The 20,210-nt window shown below is 36.2% G+C and carries 21 protein-coding genes and 1 other RNA gene; 10 read left to right on the top strand and 12 right to left on the bottom strand.

Features of this window, described 5'->3' with window-relative positions:
- Positions 1 to 43: 43 nt before the first annotated feature.
- Both PYV58_RS15300 and nudC read left to right on the top strand, forming a co-directional pair.
- A complete protein-coding gene (locus tag PYV58_RS15300) occupies positions 44 to 1,687 on the top strand; it encodes a hypothetical protein (protein ID WP_034614264.1) in 1,644 nt (547 codons plus the stop codon).
- On the top strand, positions 1,687 to 2,445 hold the full coding sequence (nudC, locus tag PYV58_RS15305; RefSeq protein WP_034614261.1) for an NAD(+) diphosphatase: 759 nt from the start codon (positions 1,687 to 1,689) through the stop codon (positions 2,443 to 2,445). Before PYV58_RS15300 ends, nudC begins: the two co-directional genes overlap by 1 nt.
- A gap of 42 nt (positions 2,446 to 2,487) precedes the next feature.
- Here nudC and PYV58_RS15310 read toward each other — a convergent pair whose 3' ends face one another.
- From PYV58_RS15310 to PYV58_RS15325, 4 genes are all read right to left on the bottom strand, one after another.
- A complete protein-coding gene (locus PYV58_RS15310; protein WP_034614258.1) occupies positions 2,488 to 3,390 on the bottom strand; it encodes an alpha/beta hydrolase in 903 nt (300 codons plus the stop codon).
- Positions 3,374 to 4,081, bottom strand: coding sequence for a BON domain-containing protein (locus PYV58_RS15315; RefSeq protein WP_004819975.1), 708 nt, complete (start codon positions 4,079 to 4,081; stop codon positions 3,374 to 3,376). The genes PYV58_RS15310 and PYV58_RS15315 overlap by 17 nt, the downstream gene beginning before the upstream one ends.
- Before the next feature lie 105 nt (positions 4,082 to 4,186).
- On the bottom strand, positions 4,187 to 4,603 hold the full coding sequence (locus PYV58_RS15320) for a YraN family protein (RefSeq protein WP_034614252.1): 417 nt from the start codon (positions 4,601 to 4,603) through the stop codon (positions 4,187 to 4,189).
- 13 nt (positions 4,604 to 4,616) lie between these two features.
- Complete coding sequence (locus PYV58_RS15325; protein ID WP_034614250.1) at positions 4,617 to 5,567, bottom strand: penicillin-binding protein activator; 951 nt, start codon at positions 5,565 to 5,567, stop codon at positions 4,617 to 4,619.
- A 10-nt stretch (positions 5,568 to 5,577) separates the two neighbouring features.
- On the opposite strand from PYV58_RS15325, the gene rsmI reads away from it, so the two are divergent.
- Positions 5,578 to 6,423: a 16S rRNA (cytidine(1402)-2'-O)-methyltransferase gene (rsmI, locus tag PYV58_RS15330; protein ID WP_004819970.1), complete on the top strand. Its 846-nt coding sequence runs from the start codon at positions 5,578 to 5,580 to the stop codon at positions 6,421 to 6,423.
- 371 nt (positions 6,424 to 6,794) lie between these two features.
- Here the strand turns inward: rsmI and PYV58_RS15335 are convergent, their stop codons facing one another.
- From PYV58_RS15335 to PYV58_RS15350, 4 genes are all read right to left on the bottom strand, one after another.
- Entirely contained in the window at positions 6,795 to 7,046 is a 252-nt protein-coding gene (locus PYV58_RS15335; RefSeq protein ID WP_004722066.1) for a hypothetical protein, read from the bottom strand.
- Between the two features lie 175 nt (positions 7,047 to 7,221).
- Positions 7,222 to 8,460, bottom strand: coding sequence for an FAD-dependent monooxygenase (locus PYV58_RS15340; protein WP_034614247.1), 1,239 nt, complete (start codon positions 8,458 to 8,460; stop codon positions 7,222 to 7,224).
- On the bottom strand, positions 8,457 to 9,668 hold the full coding sequence (gene ubiH / locus PYV58_RS15345) for a 2-octaprenyl-6-methoxyphenyl hydroxylase (RefSeq protein WP_034614245.1): 1,212 nt from the start codon (positions 9,666 to 9,668) through the stop codon (positions 8,457 to 8,459). The genes PYV58_RS15340 and ubiH overlap by 4 nt, the downstream gene beginning before the upstream one ends.
- 285 nt (positions 9,669 to 9,953) lie before the next feature.
- Positions 9,954 to 10,325, bottom strand: coding sequence for a helix-turn-helix domain-containing protein (locus tag PYV58_RS15350; protein ID WP_034614241.1), 372 nt, complete (start codon positions 10,323 to 10,325; stop codon positions 9,954 to 9,956).
- 114 nt (positions 10,326 to 10,439) lie between these two features.
- Here PYV58_RS15350 and PYV58_RS15355 point away from each other — a divergent pair, with 114 nt between their 5' ends.
- On the top strand, positions 10,440 to 11,615 hold the full coding sequence (locus PYV58_RS15355) for an MFS transporter (RefSeq protein WP_275059563.1): 1,176 nt from the start codon (positions 10,440 to 10,442) through the stop codon (positions 11,613 to 11,615).
- 374 nt (positions 11,616 to 11,989) lie between these two features.
- A complete protein-coding gene (locus PYV58_RS15360) occupies positions 11,990 to 12,856 on the top strand; it encodes a hypothetical protein (protein ID WP_034614234.1) in 867 nt (288 codons plus the stop codon).
- A 201-nt stretch (positions 12,857 to 13,057) separates the two neighbouring features.
- On the opposite strand, the gene PYV58_RS15365 is transcribed toward PYV58_RS15360, so the two are convergent.
- From PYV58_RS15365 to PYV58_RS15380, 4 genes are all read right to left on the bottom strand, one after another.
- Positions 13,058 to 13,339 carry a hypothetical protein gene (locus tag PYV58_RS15365; protein ID WP_205622316.1) on the bottom strand — a complete coding sequence of 94 codons (282 nt, stop codon included), beginning with the start codon at positions 13,337 to 13,339 and terminating at the stop codon, positions 13,058 to 13,060.
- Positions 13,340 to 13,370: 31 nt separating this feature from the next.
- Positions 13,371 to 13,934 carry a GNAT family N-acetyltransferase gene (locus PYV58_RS15370; protein WP_034614231.1) on the bottom strand — a complete coding sequence of 188 codons (564 nt, stop codon included), beginning with the start codon at positions 13,932 to 13,934 and terminating at the stop codon, positions 13,371 to 13,373.
- 26 nt (positions 13,935 to 13,960) lie between these two features.
- On the bottom strand, positions 13,961 to 15,283 hold the full coding sequence (gene pepP / locus PYV58_RS15375; RefSeq protein WP_034614228.1) for a Xaa-Pro aminopeptidase: 1,323 nt from the start codon (positions 15,281 to 15,283) through the stop codon (positions 13,961 to 13,963).
- A 323-nt stretch (positions 15,284 to 15,606) separates the two neighbouring features.
- On the bottom strand, positions 15,607 to 16,239 hold the full coding sequence (locus PYV58_RS15380) for a UPF0149 family protein (protein WP_004819950.1): 633 nt from the start codon (positions 16,237 to 16,239) through the stop codon (positions 15,607 to 15,609).
- A gap of 64 nt (positions 16,240 to 16,303) precedes the next feature.
- On the opposite strand from PYV58_RS15380, the gene PYV58_RS15385 reads away from it, so the two are divergent.
- The 5 genes from PYV58_RS15385 to PYV58_RS15405 all read left to right on the top strand — a co-directional run bounded on the left by PYV58_RS15385 (position 16,304) and on the right by PYV58_RS15405 (position 20,206).
- A complete protein-coding gene (locus PYV58_RS15385) occupies positions 16,304 to 16,855 on the top strand; it encodes a hypothetical protein (RefSeq protein WP_004722081.1) in 552 nt (183 codons plus the stop codon).
- 2 nt (positions 16,856 to 16,857) lie between these two features.
- The gene (locus tag PYV58_RS15390; protein ID WP_004819948.1) at positions 16,858 to 17,142 is read left to right on the top strand and encodes a cell division protein ZapA; all 285 of its coding nucleotides are present in this window, start codon (positions 16,858 to 16,860) and stop codon (positions 17,140 to 17,142) included.
- Between the two features lie 100 nt (positions 17,143 to 17,242).
- Positions 17,243 to 17,424, top strand: a non-coding RNA gene (gene ssrS / locus PYV58_RS15395) — 6S RNA.
- Between the two features lie 147 nt (positions 17,425 to 17,571).
- Positions 17,572 to 18,924: an integrase family protein gene (locus PYV58_RS15400; protein WP_034618353.1), complete on the top strand. Its 1,353-nt coding sequence runs from the start codon at positions 17,572 to 17,574 to the stop codon at positions 18,922 to 18,924.
- Positions 18,925 to 19,183: 259 nt separating this feature from the next.
- Positions 19,184 to 20,206, top strand: coding sequence for a hypothetical protein (locus PYV58_RS15405; protein WP_034618352.1), 1,023 nt, complete (start codon positions 19,184 to 19,186; stop codon positions 20,204 to 20,206).
- Positions 20,207 to 20,210 lie beyond the last annotated feature (4 nt).

Below are 20,210 nucleotides of genomic sequence, written 5' to 3' on the forward strand. Positions count from 1 at the left end.
CTATGAAATAAAACATTCAGATACCCAGGATAGGTGCAGATCAATGTCTTACCAAACCTCTATACATTTTGATCCGACAGCATTACTTATTATTAAAAAAGAAGTCGATAATTCAATTTTACAGGTAGAATCTGCTGTCAGTAGTTTAGTTGAAGACCAAACTTTACCCTTCGGTATTGATGATGCTTTGCTTCAATTTGAACAATGTGTAAATGTGCTGATGCTCATCGATATGCCGCATGTTGCTAAAATTGCGCAACTCTCAGCAGCGGTGATGCGTAAAGTGATGCAAAACCCACATGAGATCAATACTCAAGAAGTCATCGCTTTGAGTGAAGGCACCACCATGCTCAAACGCTATATTGAGTTTATTTGCCTTCGTGAAGTCAGAGCGCCACAATTTTTGCATGACACCTTAAATCGCTTAGAACTTTCTTTAGGTCTAGATCTAACACCTGAAGGTCAAGCAATTATTCCACTGCTCGATTGTGTAACACCGAATTTTAACTTGCCGCAATCACCTGAGTTAGAGCATTCAGTATATGTACATAAGCTGTATAAATTATGCTTACACAAGCTGCTCAAACAGCAAGAAACAGATTTAGATTTACAGGGCATCAAGCTGGTTGGGACTTATTTGGCAAATGCAGCCAAAGGCCAAGCAAGTGCACAATACTGGGCTTTGGTTTCAGTTGCTTTAAATCACATCGAAAACATCATTCTCAATGACACACGCCTCAGAACGCTAATCAGTATTGAAACCAATATGTCTTTATTCTTTAAAGATCTAAGCGGATTCAATCCATCTTTATTAGATACAGCCAATATTTTGAGTATTTGTATCAGCCAAGAAGATGAAATATCACAACACATCCGCGAACAGATTAATGTTGGCGAAGATATTCTGACTGACACTCAACTACAAATATTTAGTCGCCATTTATATGGCCCTGACTTTGAAACCATTCATAGTGTGAGCCAACTGATTACGGACGAAATGTCGCAAATCCGTAATGATATTGAGTTTAACTACAAAAATATGAGTGATGAAAAAACCCAAGAATTGAAAAGCAAACTGACCGATCTTGCGCATGTATTTAAAGTCTTGAATCTTAATGAAGCCTATAGCGGACTGAAACAACAGGCTGACCTACTGTCTCAAGACAACATGCTCAAAGATGAAAATTATGCGCAACAGTTGATGAACAGTATTTTATCAGCGATGAATTCGATTGGTATATTAGAGCGTAATTACACATCGAGTCGTTTACAGTTAAAAGTGAATAACTTGCAGATTTCATTAGATCGTCTAGATGAAGCACATGCAGCATTATTGACTGAGACCAAAGCGCTGGTTGATTTAAGCTCACAAACATTGGTGCAATATTTACAAGATCCTCAAAGCACAAGTTTAGACCAACTGCCATCACAATTAAGTGAAATTGGTGGTGCGCTGTTGTTCCTTGCAGCAAAAGATGGTCAAAAAGCATTGCTGCTCTCTGCGGAGTTTATTCAAACGGGTCTTAACAAAGAACACGTGTTTAACCTTGCACAAGTCAATAAACTGCTGGATGTTTTAGCCAGTGCAGACATGATGATTGAAAATCTACAAAATAAACAACCTGTTTTACAAGCCATGTTTGATGTAGCATTAACAAGTAGTCAAAATTTAAAATCGGTAGCCTAATGTCAGAATTATCACTTGCATATATCTTTCACCATCAACAACTTTTAGTGGATGAAAATTTACAACTGCCTAAAGTTGAAAAGTTAGCAAGTGATATCAGCTTTAACTCGGGTGATCAGATTATTGCCCGAGATCTATTTATCGAAGATCAAATTCCAGCGGGATATCAACTGATCCCGATTCGTCAATTGATTTCACAATGGACCAAATCTGAGTTTGAACAAGCCAGTCGTGCAGTACAGTTGCTAGAGTGGCGAAGAAACCATAAGTTTTGTAGCCACTGTGGTCACGAAACCGAGGTTCATCCCACTGAATATGCCATGGTCTGCCCTAGCTGTCGTTATCATCAATACCCGCGTGTACAACCGTGTATTATCACCGTGATTACTCGTGGCGATAACGAAATTCTATTGGCAAAAAATGCTAAGAATAAAAGCAAGATGTATGGTCTTATTGCGGGTTTTGTTGAGGTCGGTGAAACACTGGAAGAAGCGGTTAAAAGAGAAACGTTGGAAGAAGTTGGCCTACATGTCAAAAATGTCCAATATTTATCCAGCCAACCTTGGCCTTTTCCAAGTAATCTTATGCTGGCCTTTAAGGCTGAATATGAATCTGGTGAAATCGTCTTGCAAGAAGAAGAAATTAGTGAGGCTCAGTTCTTTAAGTTTGATCAGCTACCCGAAACGCCTTTTAGTGGCAGTATCGCCCATGCCATGATTGAACATGTAATTCACAATAGACCAATGCATAAAGACTGATCTTGATTGAGACATGTTCAAATCAAAAATGCCTAGCAAATGCTAGGCATTTTTCATTGCTTCATTTAAAACCTTAATAATTTCAGGTCGGGTTTTATAGAATCGACTAAACAGACTTGAAACACTGCCCATAATTGAAATATGACCAGTTTTAGGAATCGTGTAAATTTCACAATGATTGCCTTGTTCAAGTAATTGCTGTTTAAAATCTAAAGAGTTTTTAGCTTTAACGATCTGATCATTTTCCGCCAAGAACAAATAATGCTTTACCTCATTTTTTTCAACAAAATAATACGGCATTACTTGTTGATAAGGGATACTTTGATCAAACGCATTCTCGGCTAAAGCATCGCCTTTATAATCAAAATGATAAGGTCCAGCGATTCCAATCAAAGCTTTAATATTTTGTTTGATGGCCAGTTGGTAGTGCTTAGGATGATAAAGCAAAGACGCAATATTAAATGCGCCTGCTGAATGCCCCATCAAGGCAATTTTATCCATTGAAATACCAAAACGTGCTTGTTGTTGCTCCAAATAATTCAATGCAACAGCAAGATCATCAATATAACTTGGAAATTTATGCTCAGGTGCCAAATGATAGTTCAGCACTGCCACGTTATAACCAAAACGGCTAAACGCCTCGCCTACAAATTTATAAGCACTTTTATCGCCATGACTCCATGCCCCACCATGAACAAAAAGAATCAGCGCATTTTGTTGCTTTTTATTAGAAATATATAAATCTAAACGTTGTCTCGCCTTTAAGCCATAGGCAATATTATGCTGAATGGAATAGCCCTTTTTAGGGGTCAAGCCATTAATGGTAATACTGCCTAAATCGTATAAACGAAAATCTTGATAGTGCGATTTAAATTGAGATTTTAGGTGTTCAAACTGCTTTCCAAATCTAACTTTTAAAACTTTTAACCTATTGTTGAATAACATTATTATTTGGCTCTGTAGCATTAGGATCAATCGCAACAGGTGTCTGTACATCAGGTTGTTGCTGTACATTATTTACCACAGGTGCTGTGAAAGATGAAGTTTGGACTGAATTATTCGCTTGTTCGATGTTATCAATCAAGGTCACAATTTTAGTCACATTTCCAACTTTTTGTAAAACATCATTTAAATCTGCAATTTCAGCATTGTTTAAACGACCTAAAACATACAACACGCCGTCTTCTGTATGGATCAAGACTTTATTGTCTGAAACCACAGGCGCTTTCATCACTAAACCACGAGTATTCACAGTAACTGATGCATCTTGCATGATGGTGCTATAACCGATTTGATTGCCTACAGTCAGGTAATTATGGACTGCTTTTACATCGCTCATTGCTCGTAGATTATCTTCTGCCAACTGTTTTAAATGTGCATCTGGCACTTGCCCTGTCAGTAACACATTGCTGTGAAAACTATTAATATTGACACGAGATTGCTTAAATCGAGCATCCAACTTATACAAGTTGATTTTCGCAGTTCGCTCAATAGAAGAATCAATAAACACTTGTCCTAAAGATCGAACACCACTATCTGTTCCCACTGGTGAAGAACCAGTACCACCTGAGATAAAACTCGCGCAACCAGACAAACTTGCTACACACATCATGGTGATGACAATACGTTTTAACACTCAGCAAGACTCCTATTAATTTCAGCCTGCTAAACAACCCATTTAAACGTCGTTAACATGCTGGAAAATATATTTATTTTTGAAATAACCGTACATAAATTTCAGTCACAGATTAATCAAGTCTGCATCTAAAGTAAATGCATTTTCAATCCAAGATTGATCATAAGAGATTTTACTGAGGTCTTGCTGTACGTTTTTTGCAATTTTATGATGTAAATCAAAACCAATCACATCGAAACGGCAATAATATTGTTCATATTGTGGATGTTCTTGTAAAAACTTAAACGCCGTTTTAATCATTTTTTGTTGTTTTGATTGATTTACCGTTTCAAAAGCATGCCCCATCTGTGTTGGAGTTCTTGCTTTCACTTCAACAAAAATTAACTCTTGTTTAGACTGCGCAATAATATCTATTTCACCAAAGCGCGAGAAATAATTCAATTTTACGATCTCGTAGCCATGTTGAAGCAGTAATTTCACTGCTTCTTGCTCCGCCCATTGTCCTAAATTATTTTTTGCCATGAGAAACCTGTCATCACAAAGGCACTAAATTATTTTTTGAGCGTTCAAAACATTGCGGAATACGTTCAACACGATTGCCATCAATTTTAATTTTTCCAGTGCGCCCATTAAAGGTTAAGCTTTTTACATTCGGATCCAAAACAAATTGCTCAGCAATATGCCAAGCATCTCCACCAAAGGCATATAAACGATGATACGGTAACGAGGTCGGTTTATCTTTATAAGCTTTGACCACATCATCCCATTCGGCGATGTATAAGGCTGGAACATCACAGAATTTCATCCCTTTAGGCAAGGCCTTTTTTTCATCAACGGCAATGGCTTGGGTATAAATTTTTTTCTTCTGTAATTTAGGAAAACTGGTCAACCATTGGTTTGAACCTAACAGTAAAATACCCTCTCGATCCGAAATCGACTTCGGCATATGCTCTACAGGATCAACTTCACCCATATAATTGGCAAATAATGCATTTAAAAAGTTAATAGATTCTGCTTCTGTGCCTTTTTCACGCACCACATAGAGTTTGCTGACTTTATCATGCTGGATATAATCAAGCAGCGCCAATGCATCGTCATTTTTAGAAAGACTATATTGCCAAACACTTTTATCGCTTGGATAAACTTCATTAAGTGCCAATACAGGTACTTTAGGCTTTAAATTAATTAAAGCCTCAACATCAGGCCGAGCCAAAGGCCCAATAATCATTTTAGTCTTTTTATTGACATGCTGCTTTAACAGCGCTTTGATGGTCTTTTGATCTGAATCGACAAATTTTAAGGGTATTTCATTCTTTGAGGCCTGCGCGGCACTTAATATTCCTTGTTTAATACTCAAACCCGCTCGCGACATAGGGCCTGTTTCAGGTAATATAACCAGAATTTCTGCGTGAACTTGGATTGTAAATCCAACCATTCCCAACACAACCACTCTTTTAATACTGTTCAACACTAACTTATTCTTCATGGAGACCTTTATGAGTGCTCAATTATTCGTCGTAGCGACCCCAATTGGGCACTTAGATGATATGACTTTTCGTTCTATTGAAGTTTTAAAGTCTGTTTCTGTTATTGCGGCAGAAGATACACGTCAATCTGCTCAATTATTAAAGCACTATAATATCTCAACTCCGCTCACAGCGTGTCATGATCACAATGAAAGTAACAAAATTGATATACTTATCGAAAAATTAAAAAGCGGTCAGAATATTGCGCTGGTCAGTGATGCTGGTACACCATTGATTAGTGACCCGGGTTTTAAATTGGTCCGTGCTGCTCAGGAGAATGGTATTCGCGTCATTCCTGTGCCGGGTGCATGTGCTGCTATTGCTGCGCTAAGTGCTGTGGGTTTACCCAGTGATCGTTTTAGCTTTGAAGGCTTCTTATCGTCAAAACAATCACAACGATTGATTCAATTAGAAAAATTAAAACATGAATCACAAACCATGATTATCTATGAAGCGCCTCATCGTATTTTAGACAGTGTCAAAGATATGGCTGATGTTTTTGGTGCAGATCGCCCTGTGGGTTTTGCACGTGAAATTACCAAAACATTTGAAACGATTAAAAAGATGACTTTGGGCGAGTTGGTGACATTTATTGAAAATGATCGCAACCAGCAAAAAGGTGAAATTGTTTTAGTTATTGGTGGTGCACCAGATGCCAAAGATCAAGATGTGGAACAAGAGAAGTTAGATCAACTTTTAAATCGCTTATTACAAGATTTATCGGTCAAGGCGGCATCACAACTTGCTGCAGATCTAACCGGCATCAAAAAGAAAATCGCCTATCAACGTGCTTTAGAACTGACTAATCAACAATAATTTTATTTCTTGAGTTGAGAAATGCATATATAAGCATTTCTCAATCTGCTTTTCTACAAGCAACTGATTGCTCTGATTACTTTTTCCCCTGCCTTAATCTATTAAAACACAATAAGTTTTAATCCCACACTGATCAATCTGGCACGTATAAAAGCTGATGCAAAAAAATCATCAAAAGTACAACATTCCTAATGATTTAATCAGTCATACACTTAAAGCAAGCAGCAAGGATCCATAAAAATAAAATAGTTCATTAAAAGTTCAAGTAAAAAGTCACAAACACTAAAACTTTTTAAGATTGAGATTTAAACATCTAAAAATAGACAGCATTCCAACCAAATTTAAAAAAGCACCTTTCGGTGCTTTTAAAATCAATCTTTAGCAGATTCATCTGGTGGAACTTCGGTAATTCTCCCACCACGCGCTAAAAATGCAGCGACTTCATCTTCCAACGCTTCACGCTGTCTTTTTTTCGCTGTCACAGTGAGTGTTTCAGCTTCAGCCAAATCTGTATCTGAAACTGTAGAGTCACTTGCCGCAGCGCCTTTTTCAGCCGCTTTAGCTTCATCATCGTCTACTGCATGATCTTCTGAATTATCATCATAATCATTTGTATCTGTCATCTTTAACTCCCCATCAATGACGTCAATGTACCATCCGAAAAATGGTGATGTTTTACAGAGAAATGTATCAAGCTCTTCGCCATTCGACTAGTATCTAGATACACAAAATCGTGTTTTTTTTCATCAAATTCGTAATGTTGTTTAAATGATTGGTTAAAAAATATCAGAAATCCAATTAAATGGCATATTGCGTGCTTTTTAAAGTTGCCAGCCCATTGGCTTGTGCCATAAATTGATCTTTTAAAAATGGCTTATTTTCAACTTGTTTTAAGCCAAAGTTACGCGCCCAAACCAATGGAAATATTTCCGCAGTTTCTACAAAACCAATCATCGACATGCTATGCATCATGGCATCATTTTGCCCTTTACGTTGGTGTTCATAACGCTTTAAGGTTTGTTCATGTGCCCATACGCCACGCTGTTTATCTTTAAGTAATACATCACACAGAATAGCAGCATCTAAACACCCGATATTTACGCCTTGCCCAGCTAAAGGATGAATTACATGCGCTGCATCGCCAATCAAGGCCAGCCCATCTTTTACATAACGTTGTGCCGCACGCGCCTTAAGTGGAAATTGAGCCCGTGGTGTCGCTTCAACGATCTTGCCCAACATATGATGACTTTCACGTGTCAATAATTCACAAAAATCAGCATCATCTAAGCGCGCATATTCTTCTGCATAATCATCAGGTAAGGTCCAAACGATTGAAATCCAGTGTTCAGCTTGTTCTGGCTTTAAACTCGCCATCGGTAAAAATGCCAATGGGCCTGTCGGATGGAAAATCTGACGAGCCACATATTGGTGTGGTTGTGTGGTACGAATCGCACAGGTCAAACCTGCCTGTTGATAATCTAAAACATCAAGATCGATAAATGCTTGATCACGAACAAATGAATTTGCACCATCTGCACCAATCACTAACTTGGTCTTTAGCTCAGTCCCATCTGCAAGTTTAATGATCCAACAACCTACCCCCTGCTCTACTCGCACAACTTTAACTTGAGTACGATAATCTTGCAGTTGCTCCAACATTTCCTGTTGGATGGCAAGGTTTAATAAACTTGGTTCAACCATTGAACCTAAGCTTTGCTCAGCTGTAGGAAAGTTTTCTGAGGCTTGCCCAAAGTTAATTTCACCATAACCATTTTTATTCCAGACTTGCATGCCTGTATAGGGCATTTGGCGAGCGATTTTTTCCCATACATTCACCGTTTTTAACAAGTGAATCGTGGCTTGGCTCAAGGCTAAAACCCGCGGATTAGCAACAGCTAAAGTCTTTTCAGCATCTAAAATAGGGGCTGCATCTAAAACAGTGGCTTGCACACCACCTTTTGCTAGAAGTAATGCGGTTAAGCCACCCACCAGACCACCACCAACAATCACCACATCTAACATATCTTGCTGTGTCATGCTTTTAATCCCATCGCATAATTGGCAACCAAAGGTTTAATCCCCGGAATCACATCAAAAGCCACCAAGCCAGTATTACGCAATAATTTTAACACTGGATTTTGATTACTAAATCCACGCACTACAGAATCACAAAATTTAATCACACGTTGCTGATCAGTTAAGCGAGATTGTTCATAGGCCTTTAACATCTCAGGTTGTCCAATATCATCAGATTGCGCAATTTGCGTTGTGATATAACGCATCAGCACATCTGCATCACGCATACACAAGTTAAAACCTTGTCCAGCAACAGGATGAATGGTATGTGCAGCATTACCCATCAAAATTACCCGACCCACCGCTTGTTTTTCAGCAAGCACTTGTGCCAATGGGAAGCTAAAACGTTTACCTGTCTTCTGGAATTTACCCGCACGATCACCATAAGTTTGCTGTAAAGCATCGAGGAAATGTTGGTCATTTTCATCACCTAACCATTCATCTTCTGTGCCTTTTTTCACCGGCCAAACCACTGAACGACGACATTCCCCCGGCAATGGGAGCAATGCCAATGGCCCTAAATGGCTAAAGCGTTCAAAGCCCACTTGATGATGTGGTTTAGAGGTTTGTACTGTTGTGACAATTGCCACCTGATCATAATCATGCACATCCACACCAACACCTAAAGCTTGGCGACAGAAAGAATCACGACCATCCGCAGCAATCAACAATTTGGCTTTAAGTGAATGGGTATATTCTTCACCACGATTGGCTTCAACATATACATAGTCACCCTCTTGTTTTAGTGAGGTGACTTGTACACCGTCAATCAATTCAATTAAAGCTTGCTGGCGAACTTGAGTCAGTAGTACACGGCCTAGCCATGCATTTTCAATCACTTGTCCAAAACTTTCTACTTTTTCTTGATCTGCGACTAAGCGTGCTTTACCAAAACTGCCTTGTTCAGTGATATGTACTTCGAGAATAGGAGTCGCATGTTCTTGCAAAGCATCCCAAAGACCGAGTTTTTGATAAATTTGCACGGTACGACGTGATAGCGCGGTATTTCGTGCATCAAAACTGGAATGATAGGGTGCAAGATTGGCATCATCATAATTTGGATATTTCACAGCCTCTAAAAGCTTTACCGCAATATTGGCTTTTGCCAACATTAGAGCCAAGCTCAGCCCAACCATTCCACCGCCGACGATGATGACTTCTTGTTGCATGCTTTTATCCTTTCTATATGTGATTCAGCGTACTGAATACTTATAATCTTGATTGATTTCATATTACATCAAGCAAAGTTATTTTTATATTGAAATAGGAAATTGTTGGCTGTATTTGTACTGAATCAATACGCTATTTTTAACATAAGTATGAAAATTAAAAATTCTAGCCAAGAATTAAGCATGTTATTTAGCTCGGCCGATATGTCATCTTAAAGATATTGTTTAAATATCAAACACGAAGAATAGAAAAATGTCGTTGATAATTTTGCGATATACCCATAATCAATTTAAAAAAAATGTAACATTCCATAAACAGTGATTAAAACTGTCTCGCATCATTTCTCTTTTTCTTATCCACTCACCATACTCTCTACACATGAGTATAAATCGATCGAGATACTGACCTTCTTCTGTCAGTGAGTATTCAACTCTTACAGGTTTTCCCTCATAGACATTCCTTTCTATAAACCCTTTATTTTCAAGAAAATTTAATTCTAAAATAAGCATTCGTTGCGAGATATTCGGAATATTATTTTTAATCTCACTAAATCGTCGAGGTTTCTCTAGTAAAAAGGACAAAATCATCATTTTCCAACGACCACCTAATTGCACAAATACCTCTTCAACGGGGCAACCTGAGCGATTCTGTTTCATAAAAAACCTGTATTCGGTACCAAAAATTATACTTAGCATCAAAAATGTAAGTGATATACAAGAAAAAATAATGACGTAAATTTCAAACATCATTTTATTTTATAGATCATACGTATGCTTGATACTAAAAGTAACCCCAATATTTTAATCGTCTATTTTATTGCATTAGGTGCCTTTTCTTTGGGAATGGCATCGTATATCACGGCTGGATTAATACCACTGATCCAAAATGAGTTTGATATATCCATAGCATTGACAGCACAGTTAGTGACTGTATTTACCTTAGCTTATGGAGTTGGCTCCCCAGTTGTTGTTGCTTTATCTCCAGAGAATAAGCAGCGATTAATATTATTATTGGCTTTATTTATTTTTTCTATTTCCAATCTGATCAGTGGCTTAGCTCCTAATTTTTCGATACTACTGATTTCAAGAATATTCGCAGGTATCGGAGCAGGCGTTTATTTAGCTATAGGGATTTCAATATCTACAGCATTGGTGAAACCAGATCAAAGAGGTCAAGCGATTTCAATTATTATGAGTGGAATGGCAGCAGGTACAGTGCTTGGTGTACCGCTTGGATTGATCATTTCAAATCAATTTGGATGGCAAACTTCAATGTATCTCATTGCTATATTAGGTGTAGTATCTTTCTATGGTCTTTATATAAAGCTCCCAATTATTCCAAATTTGATCACTCAGAGTTTGAGTGAAAAATTAAGACTCCTAAAGGATATAAATGTCTTAAAAATACTCGTCATTTCCCTGCTTGCTGCGATTTCAAGCCTTGGACTTTATACTTACTTATTCCCACTTTTAAGCTCTGATGAGTTTGGTTCTATTGAAAATATCACACCCTTTCTCTGGATCTGGGGAATAGGCGGAATTATCGGTAGTTTTGTTGTGGGGCATATTTCTAAAAAGATAAGCAATGAAAAATTAACAGCCATCATCATGTTTATTCTTAGCATTGCGCTGTTACTTATCCCATTTTTTGCAACCATCACGCCTTGGCTTACCCTTATACCCATTGCAATATGGGGAGCTGTCGGTTGGGCATTGCAAGTTCCACAAAATGAACAACTGATTTTAGTCAGAGAAAAAAAGGGCGGCGGAAATTTAGCTGTTGCACTTAATGAGTCAGCCTTATATTTAGGTGGTGCTTTAGGTGCTGGTATTGGTGGAATATTCTTTTATTTCCATATTTCATTATGGCTACTCCCGATCTTTGCCAGTGCTGTTGTTTTTATTGGTTTTATTTATCAGGTTACACATATCAACCAATCAAAATGATTTTTCATTTTTGAATTATTCTACAGTATGAATTTACAGTAAATATAACGAGCCTTTATCACTTAATCACATTTTAAATGTTTAAAAAGTCGATCACTCTATCGACTTTTTATAATAAGGTTTTGATGATAAAAATAAAGAGCAAGTTATTCACCCAATACAAAAGCCTAATAATACAATTTGGTTTAACAATAAAATTAATTAGTAATTTCAAAAAGACAGATAATTAAACTTAGAATATCATTAACATAAACCATCCAATAGATTAAACATTTAATTATAAATATTTTGTATCAATTAAATATTTCTTCATAATTGCATCATAAATCCAACTTTGATAAAAAATTAAATACAAAAAAATTGAGTATACATTCATGAAAAAAACTAAAATATTAAGTGTTATTTTATTTCTATTAAGTTCAACAGCATATGCAGATAGTCTAAATATTAAGTCATATGACACCTTTAAAACAATTGAGAATATATCATCAGATACGATAATACAGTCTCAATTACGAATAGTTCTGGGTCGAGATTATTCAAAATTTTCTCAAAATATTGAGACTTATGCTGCTCCATACAAACTAAAAACGGCTAACGCACTTTATTATGAAGGAAGAAATAAAGAGTCTACAGCCTATTCAGCAGCCACTATTTATGAGGATGGAAGAATGTTTGCTGCGACATTTGATAAGAAAAATAATATTCTGAAATATTTTACAAATGATGCTAGCTGTACAACAGATTTACACCCAACAATCAAAGCCTTTTCAAAACAATTTATCACCCCTAAAATTGTTTATGTTAACTCAAAAAAAAGTCCAATCATTAAATTTAATATTCATCAAAAATCTAACTGTAGTCACTATATTATGCTATTTACTAAGCCACAAAGGAGACTTCAAACAAGAGATGCCTTCAGTAATCAAGAAGCCGCAAAAAAAATTGCAAGCGATATATGGGGGGCTTCTATTGCAAACTCTTGGGATTATGAGGCACGAGTTGGAGTGGTTTTATCACAAGCAATCAATGATATTCAAAATTCTTCTGCTAATTTCAATTTAGTACCAAAGCCACCCGGTTATGGATCAAATCCAGGACTTGTGTATATCGGAAAACATTTCACTAGCATCTTAGCTTATATTACTGCTGTTAAAGAACAACCGACATATAAAATACATATTGATACAGTAGCAGTGAATTATAGATCTGCTATGCAAATAGCTTCCTTAGAGATATAACTAAATTGAGCTTATCAATTTGGATAATGCTGTTCGTTATTAACTCATTATTTTGGAAATGGGTTATCTCTTGGGGGTGCAGATTTGATTAAAGGCTGGAAAGCTAGTCTAGTTTTTGATTGGCTTGTTGTAGATTTAAATGCTGAACACATTAGAGCCTATGCTTTATTTGTTTGGATAATTTCAGGAATTTGGTTCCTTTTAGGAATTTTTATTCCTGAACTTAGATTCTATAGTTCGAGCCAATAAAAAACTGATTGCCCAATCAAGTGATAAAAAATTCATTCCAACAGGTTGGCGATCTATAGGAGTATGGCTATATTGAATAAAATCTTTTAGGCCTTGCTCACCAAAATGTAGATCGATAACTTCTAATTGCTGACTCGCTAATTGAATATTCTTATTTGTGATGTTACTTGGCTGACATGCCAATAAAGAACAGGACATTACCGTCAAAAAAGTTGAAATAAAACTGAATCTCATTTGTATCACTATGATTTACCCTTATTTCTATTTAAATATTTTTATTTATTTCCATCATAAAACCCACACAATCTCTCTTATTATCTCCCAAAGCTGGAAATATAGCCCAATGCTTTAACAAGGTTGTTTCAGTAAATCCTGTTTCAATCAGAACGTTTCGTGATTTCACATTTTCTGCATCACAAAAAGTCTCAATTCGTTTAAGCCTACTGTTATTTTTTAAATAGACAATGACAGCAGTGATTGCCTCTCTCATAAAGCCTTGCCCTTGAAATTTACTTCCAAGCCCAAAATGAATTTCACCGTGATCTCCTTTGTGAATAAACATCACAAGCCCCATGGCTAAATTAGTTTTGCGCTCGCCAATAATCCAAGCAAAATCTTTATCATTATTTTCCCATTTTGTACCACTCCAATTTTCAAACATACACTTGGTTTGCTCGATATTGACATGTGGTCGCCTTTGTAAGTATTTCGAAGACTCCCTGTCTCCGCAATACTCATGAAAAAGTGAGATTTCATCACCTTCAACAAACTTGCGTAGAATCAAACGACTTGTTTCTACTGGCTTAGCTAAAACGGTGTAAGTATCCATACATACTTACCTTTCAAATTAAAAACTTATACTGACTCTGCCATCAATGCTTCAATATCTTCAATCGATTTCACAACATTTTTGGTCAAGACTACAGGACCCTGTTCAGTTGCAACCACATCATCTTCAATCCGAATACCGATACCACGCCATTTTGCATCCACTGTTTCATCATCAGGTGCGATATATAAACCGGGTTCTACAGTAACAACCATACCCTGCTCATAGCTACGCCATTGACCATTTTCATCTTTATATGCGCCAACATCATGCACATCCATACCAAGCCAATGCCCAGTACCATGCATATAAAACTGACGGTAGCGTTCAGATTCAATAATTTGATCAACATCACCTTGCATAATACCAAGCTTGACCAAACCTTCTACCATGATCCGTACTGCAACATTATGCGGTTCTTTATAAGAATGACCGATTTGAATTGCATCAATCGCAGCAATTTGTGCATCTAATATAATTTGATATAGCGCTTTTTGTTCAGGGCTAAACTTACCATTTACAGGAAAAGTACGGGTGATGTCTGAGGCATAGCATTCATACTCAGCAGCCGCATCAATCAACACCAAATCACCATCTTTTAAGGGTTGGTTGTTCTCAACATAATGTAAAATACAGCCATTTTTCCCGCCACCCACAATGCTGTTATAAGCAGGAACACAACCACTCTGACCAAAGATATAATTCAACTCAGCTTCTAAAGCATATTCCATCATCTCAGGATGAACTTTTTGCATAGCACGCGTATGCGCATCTGCACTGATATTTGAGGCGATTTGCATCAATGCAATTTCTTGATCGGACTTATGCAAACGCATTTCATCTAAAATTTGATCAAGTTGAATCAACTGCGTTGGAACGCCAAAACCACGTCCAGATTCATTGGCTTTGGTGATCCAAGTACTGACCTTGGCATCAAAATCTGCACGTTGACCAATACGATAGAATAATTTTTCTTTATTTAAAATTTTAGCAATAATTTCTTCGTCAAGTAGATCAATCGCATAAGCTTCATCTGCTTCATAATCATCAACCGCACCATCAATTCCAGCGCGGTAACCATTCCAAATTTCCATTTCACGATTACGTTCACGACAGAACAAGCTATAGATATATTCCTCACCAGTTTCATCTGTCTCTATGACTGCAACTGCTTGTGGCTCTGCAAAACCGGTTAAATAGAAAAAGCTACTGTCTGCACGAAACTTATAATCAGCATCTCGGTTACGCATGACTTCAGGACTGGTTGAGATAATTGCAATGCTATTGGGACCCATTTGTTCAGCGAGGCGGTCACGACGTTCCTGAAAATCTGCTTGAGTTAATTTCATTCTCTATTCAGCTTGTATTTCAGATGATTAATTTGGAAGAAGCTTTAACTTACAATTACGCTTAGATGAATGCAAATACTGATGACTCAATATTTGCATATTTTAAAATAATTTTATTATTTCTCCTGTTCTCCGCTCAATCGCGACAATAGAACCAGCAAATCATTCCAAATTAAAAAAATTTAACCCTTTACATCACTACTTTATTCAACTTCGATGTTTTTAAAGTGAATAAAAAAGCACTGTAAAGGGCGCTGTAAAACTGGCTGCTCATCAAACATGAATGTTCTCAAAGTTTAAGTTTCTTAGCTTTTTTCTTAGTTTTAGCTTGGGCGATGTGGAGTAAACATCTCTACAACATTGTTACTTTCAGAAGCATCAATTGCTTGTTTCATTTTGCTATGAAAATTTTGCAATAAAGGGCTTTCAGATACTGGAACTTTTTTTCGTCCCATTGATAATGACACAGGGATCAAGCGTACAAATTCATACAACTCAAGATAGCTTGCTTCGCCCTCATCATCATCATCTGATTCATCAAACTCAACAGACGCGACATCTTGTAAACTTTCAATGAGTTCTTGTTCATCTGCGCGAATATGCCCAGAAGCTAAACCAAAGCCAAGCACAACCCCTGCACACCAATCTGCCAGTGATTGCACACGCTCAGCCAATGTATGCTCATCATCTGGAAGCATTGGAAGATAGTCTAAATCATCGTCTGAAAGTGCATGTGATACGTCCTCAGCTTCATCAGACAATAGCGCAAGCGCTTCATCGTCTAATTTTGGCACATCAAGCGTAGATAAAATTTGTAACCATTCATCTCGAGTCGGAACTTCAGTAACACAAACTATACCAGTCAGTAAGCCATGTAACTCACTCGGGCTTGAAATTTCCTCAATCCCCTCAAAATTTTGATTCCAATCTGACCAACCTGAAATATCGTCTTGCATTCGTTTATCCAATCTCTATACTTCTGTATATATTACCTTTGATTGCAAATCTGTGCGACCCGTTATGTTAGAACAATTACAGCGTCTACAGACGCATATTGGTGTTTTAAAAACACGAATTGAAACTGTTGAGAAAGAAAATGCATCGCTGTTAAAAGAAAAGGATAACAGCGAAGAGCAATCTCATGCTCAAATTAGCCATAAAAATAGCATTATCACCCAAAAACAAGATGAAATTGATACGCTCACTGAGCAACTCTCTCAGTTACAAAATCAGTTTCAACAGCTCAATACAGATGCCACATCTTTAGCTGAGCGTTATGGGCGTTTGGAAAAAAGCTGTACCGATTTAAAAAATCGTTTTCAGGAAATTTTGGCTGAACGTAATGAATTGCGTGTGGTTAAAGAAAAAATGGCAAATGAACAGCGCCATCACTTACAAGACATCAAAGGTCTTCAAGATGAGCGTGAACGTTTAATTCAAAAAAATGAACATGCCAAAACAAAAGTGGAAGCCATTATTCAACGCCTTTCGATTTTAGGGACTGAACAAGATCATCATGCGCAAGAAATCCAACAGCTTGCTCATCCATCAGAGTCTAATGAGGAAGTATGAGTATGACTGAACATGTGACTGTAGAATTACGCTTAATCGAGCAAAGTTTCCGTTTAGGCACCACAACAGATAAGCAACCAGAACTCGAACGTGCTGGTCGACTTTTAAATGAAAAGTTTCAAGAATTTCGCCGTAAAGCCCCTAATGTTGAACACAATAAATTGGTGATCATGGTGGCTTTAGAACTGATGCAAGAAGTTTTAGGCATGAATAAATCGTTACAAGAATATGCACAATGCGAACGTTTATTAGCGACCATGTTAGAAGATGTTGAAAAAGCGGGATAAACCGCTTTTTTTTCGTGCAATTGATTGGTTTTTTTATGCTGTATTTATAAATTATGAGCGTTGGTGATTTGCCACAATCTCCAAATTATGTATACTTAATACAACTCTAGGGTGTTCGCCAGTACGTCTATTCCCCTGCCGATACTTAAACTTATGGATGTGTTCTGTATATTTTGAGTGTATGCCCACCTTGAGTGGGAAACCCATTAAGTGTACGTCGCGTCCACCTTGAACTCATCGGGTTCAGGGTAACGACCATGCAGCGGCATCTCTGGAGTGTTTTATTTTAAATAATAACAACAACTTATCTAGAAATTAAAAACATGATTCACCTTTCAACCCTCATAAGCATTTAAAAAATAGGCATATGGTAGGCACCAAAAATATTGTGCTATATTATGCTGTATCGTTTCGTATGTTTAAAAACAAATGGCTCAAAGATATAAATTAACAAAAACTTTTATAGATAGCCTCCCCCTTGAGGATTCGGGCAAAAAAGTATTCTATCGTGATTCTGTAACTATTGGTTTCGGACTAATTGTTTCACAAGCTAAAACCTATTTTATTGAAACAAGAATGCCCACAGGGCAAAACAAAAGGAAAACTATAGGAAAGCATGGTGTTTATACATTGGAGCAAGCTCGATCAGAAGCAAAGCGACTATTACTATTGATCGATCAAGGGATAGATCCTGTCTCTCAAAAAAAACAATTAAAGCAAAACTTCAAATCAGAAACAGAAATCATTAAATTAATACCGACATTAAAAGACGCCTATTCAAACTACAAGTCAAAGAAAATACTAAGCAATGCTACTATTGAGGCTTATGATCGTTGTGTGAATGATTATTTTAAGGATTGGAATAATATTAAAATTACCGATTTTACCCAAAAAATGATTATAGATAGACACATTGAACTATCACAACGTAGCCTAGCTCAAGCAAATTTATCAATGAAATTTTTGTCTGCCGTATATAATTTTACAGCATCTATTTTATTTGATGATAATGATCAAAAAGTTATTACTGAAAAAAGCCCTGTTGGTATTATTTATAAAGAAAAAAAATGGAATAAAATTAAAAGACGTAAAGGCTATATTCGATCTGACCAGCTTCATGATTGGTCTGAAGGAGTATGTAAAACTTACTGGAAAGGTAACCAAAGCACCGACGCACGAGCATACACTAATCAGGACTATTTGTTTTTACTTATATTAACTGGCTTTCGTCGTGAAGAAGGTGAAACACTTGAATGGTCTAATATTGATTTAAAGTATGGAACAATCAAAATTACAGATACTAAAAATCATGAAGATCTGCTTTTACCAATGGGTGACATGCTATGGCACATTATGAGGGAGAGAAAAAAATTTGCTGATAACAACAAATATGTCTTTCCTGGTATCTCCCCTAATTCACATATTATTGATAAGCGTAATGCAAGAGAAGAAGTAACCAAAAATACAGGAATTAATTTCACTTTTCATGACCTAAGGCGCACATTTGGGACAATTGCAAATAGTCTGGCCATTGGTAGCTATACAATTAAAAAGCTTATAAATCACTCTCTAGATGATGATGACTTAGATGTTACTGATGGTTATATTCAAGTAACATTTGAAGATCTAAGAAATGCAATGAATTTGATAGAAAATAAGGTCTTATCGGATTTAACAAAAAAACTAATCAAAAATCGTCTATACATACAGCCCAAATCAACAAGAAACGCCTTTGAAGATTGGCACTGCCACTCTGACAAAATAGTAAATGAATTGCTTTGATCTAAATAATTAATTTTTTAATTGGATGCAAAGATTTTAAAAACGTAGTGATTTTATACATGAAATTTGATGCTGTTACTCAGATTGTGAGTTTCAGGGTGTAATGATTTTCCCATACCTCTCGATAGTAGCCTTCTAAACAACTCAAAGAATTTTAAGTGATTGAATTTGATCTATAAGGCTTCTTATCCTGCTCCAATGTTGATATTGTAATTAGTAAGTGACGTCAATAATTTTTTAAAAGATACAGGCAATTGCAATGAATGATAAGATTTTTTTATTTTTATTCTTTTTTTTGACATTTATTTTAGCAGTTTATTTTATATATGTAGATCCGATTTATTATATTAATTTAAAGGGCTTTTTACGTATAACACCCGAATATTTTTTGCCTACTTTGTTAATATCCATTCTAGCATTGTATGTAACCTCAAGAAATTACTTAAGAAAATCAGGTATTGATATTTCAGCAACCTTTTTTTCTCAATCGGATTTTAGCTCTACTGAAAGGTATATTTCATCAATACTACTAGTTAATAAAAAAGATAAACCTGTAATTATTAACAAGATCTACCTTAAGCTTGGTTATAATATATTTGTACAATTGACTGGTGATTATGATGAAACATTCGTATTAAAGCCATATGAGAGTTTAAATCATAAACTTGAACCTCATATTGTATATATGGCTGGGATGAAAATTATAGATAATTTTAATTATGCATTAACAAATAAAAAAATTAAGAAAAAAATTGTTCTTGATACCCCTGATGGGGTGGTTGTGTGCAAAGACTTAAGGCAAAAACATATAATACATAAAATATTAACTCACTATTACACAGGATATATAATAAGACATAAAGGAAAGTTTATAAACAATACTCCTGTAGGCAATAATGTACTTTATTTTATCGAAATAGAAGATAAGAATAGTGAAAAAACATTCCTAACAATTAGTAAAGACCCTAAAGAATCACTTTTGGATGGTAAACTTCGGTTTAATATTGAAACATTAATGACGGATGAAGGAGTGATACACGTTCAAGATGTTGTGAATAAAGCTATTTCAGGGGGTATTTTAGACTGGAAGAACTTCAAAGTTCATTCACAATTAGAGGTATTGAAACGTTACCAAAATTATGAGAAATACGGAAAATTTGATTTAAATGATCAAAAATATTATGCGGGTTGGTTTAAATACCATGTGATACAAAGAATTATTATATTTTTTAAAAATCGCAAAATGAAAAAAGCCAATAATAAGAAAAATCCAAAATTTTAAATTA

Origin of the sequence: Acinetobacter sp. TAC-1 (genome assembly GCF_029025845.1) — a bacterium.
GTDB lineage: Bacteria > Pseudomonadota > Gammaproteobacteria > Pseudomonadales > Moraxellaceae > Acinetobacter > Acinetobacter guillouiae.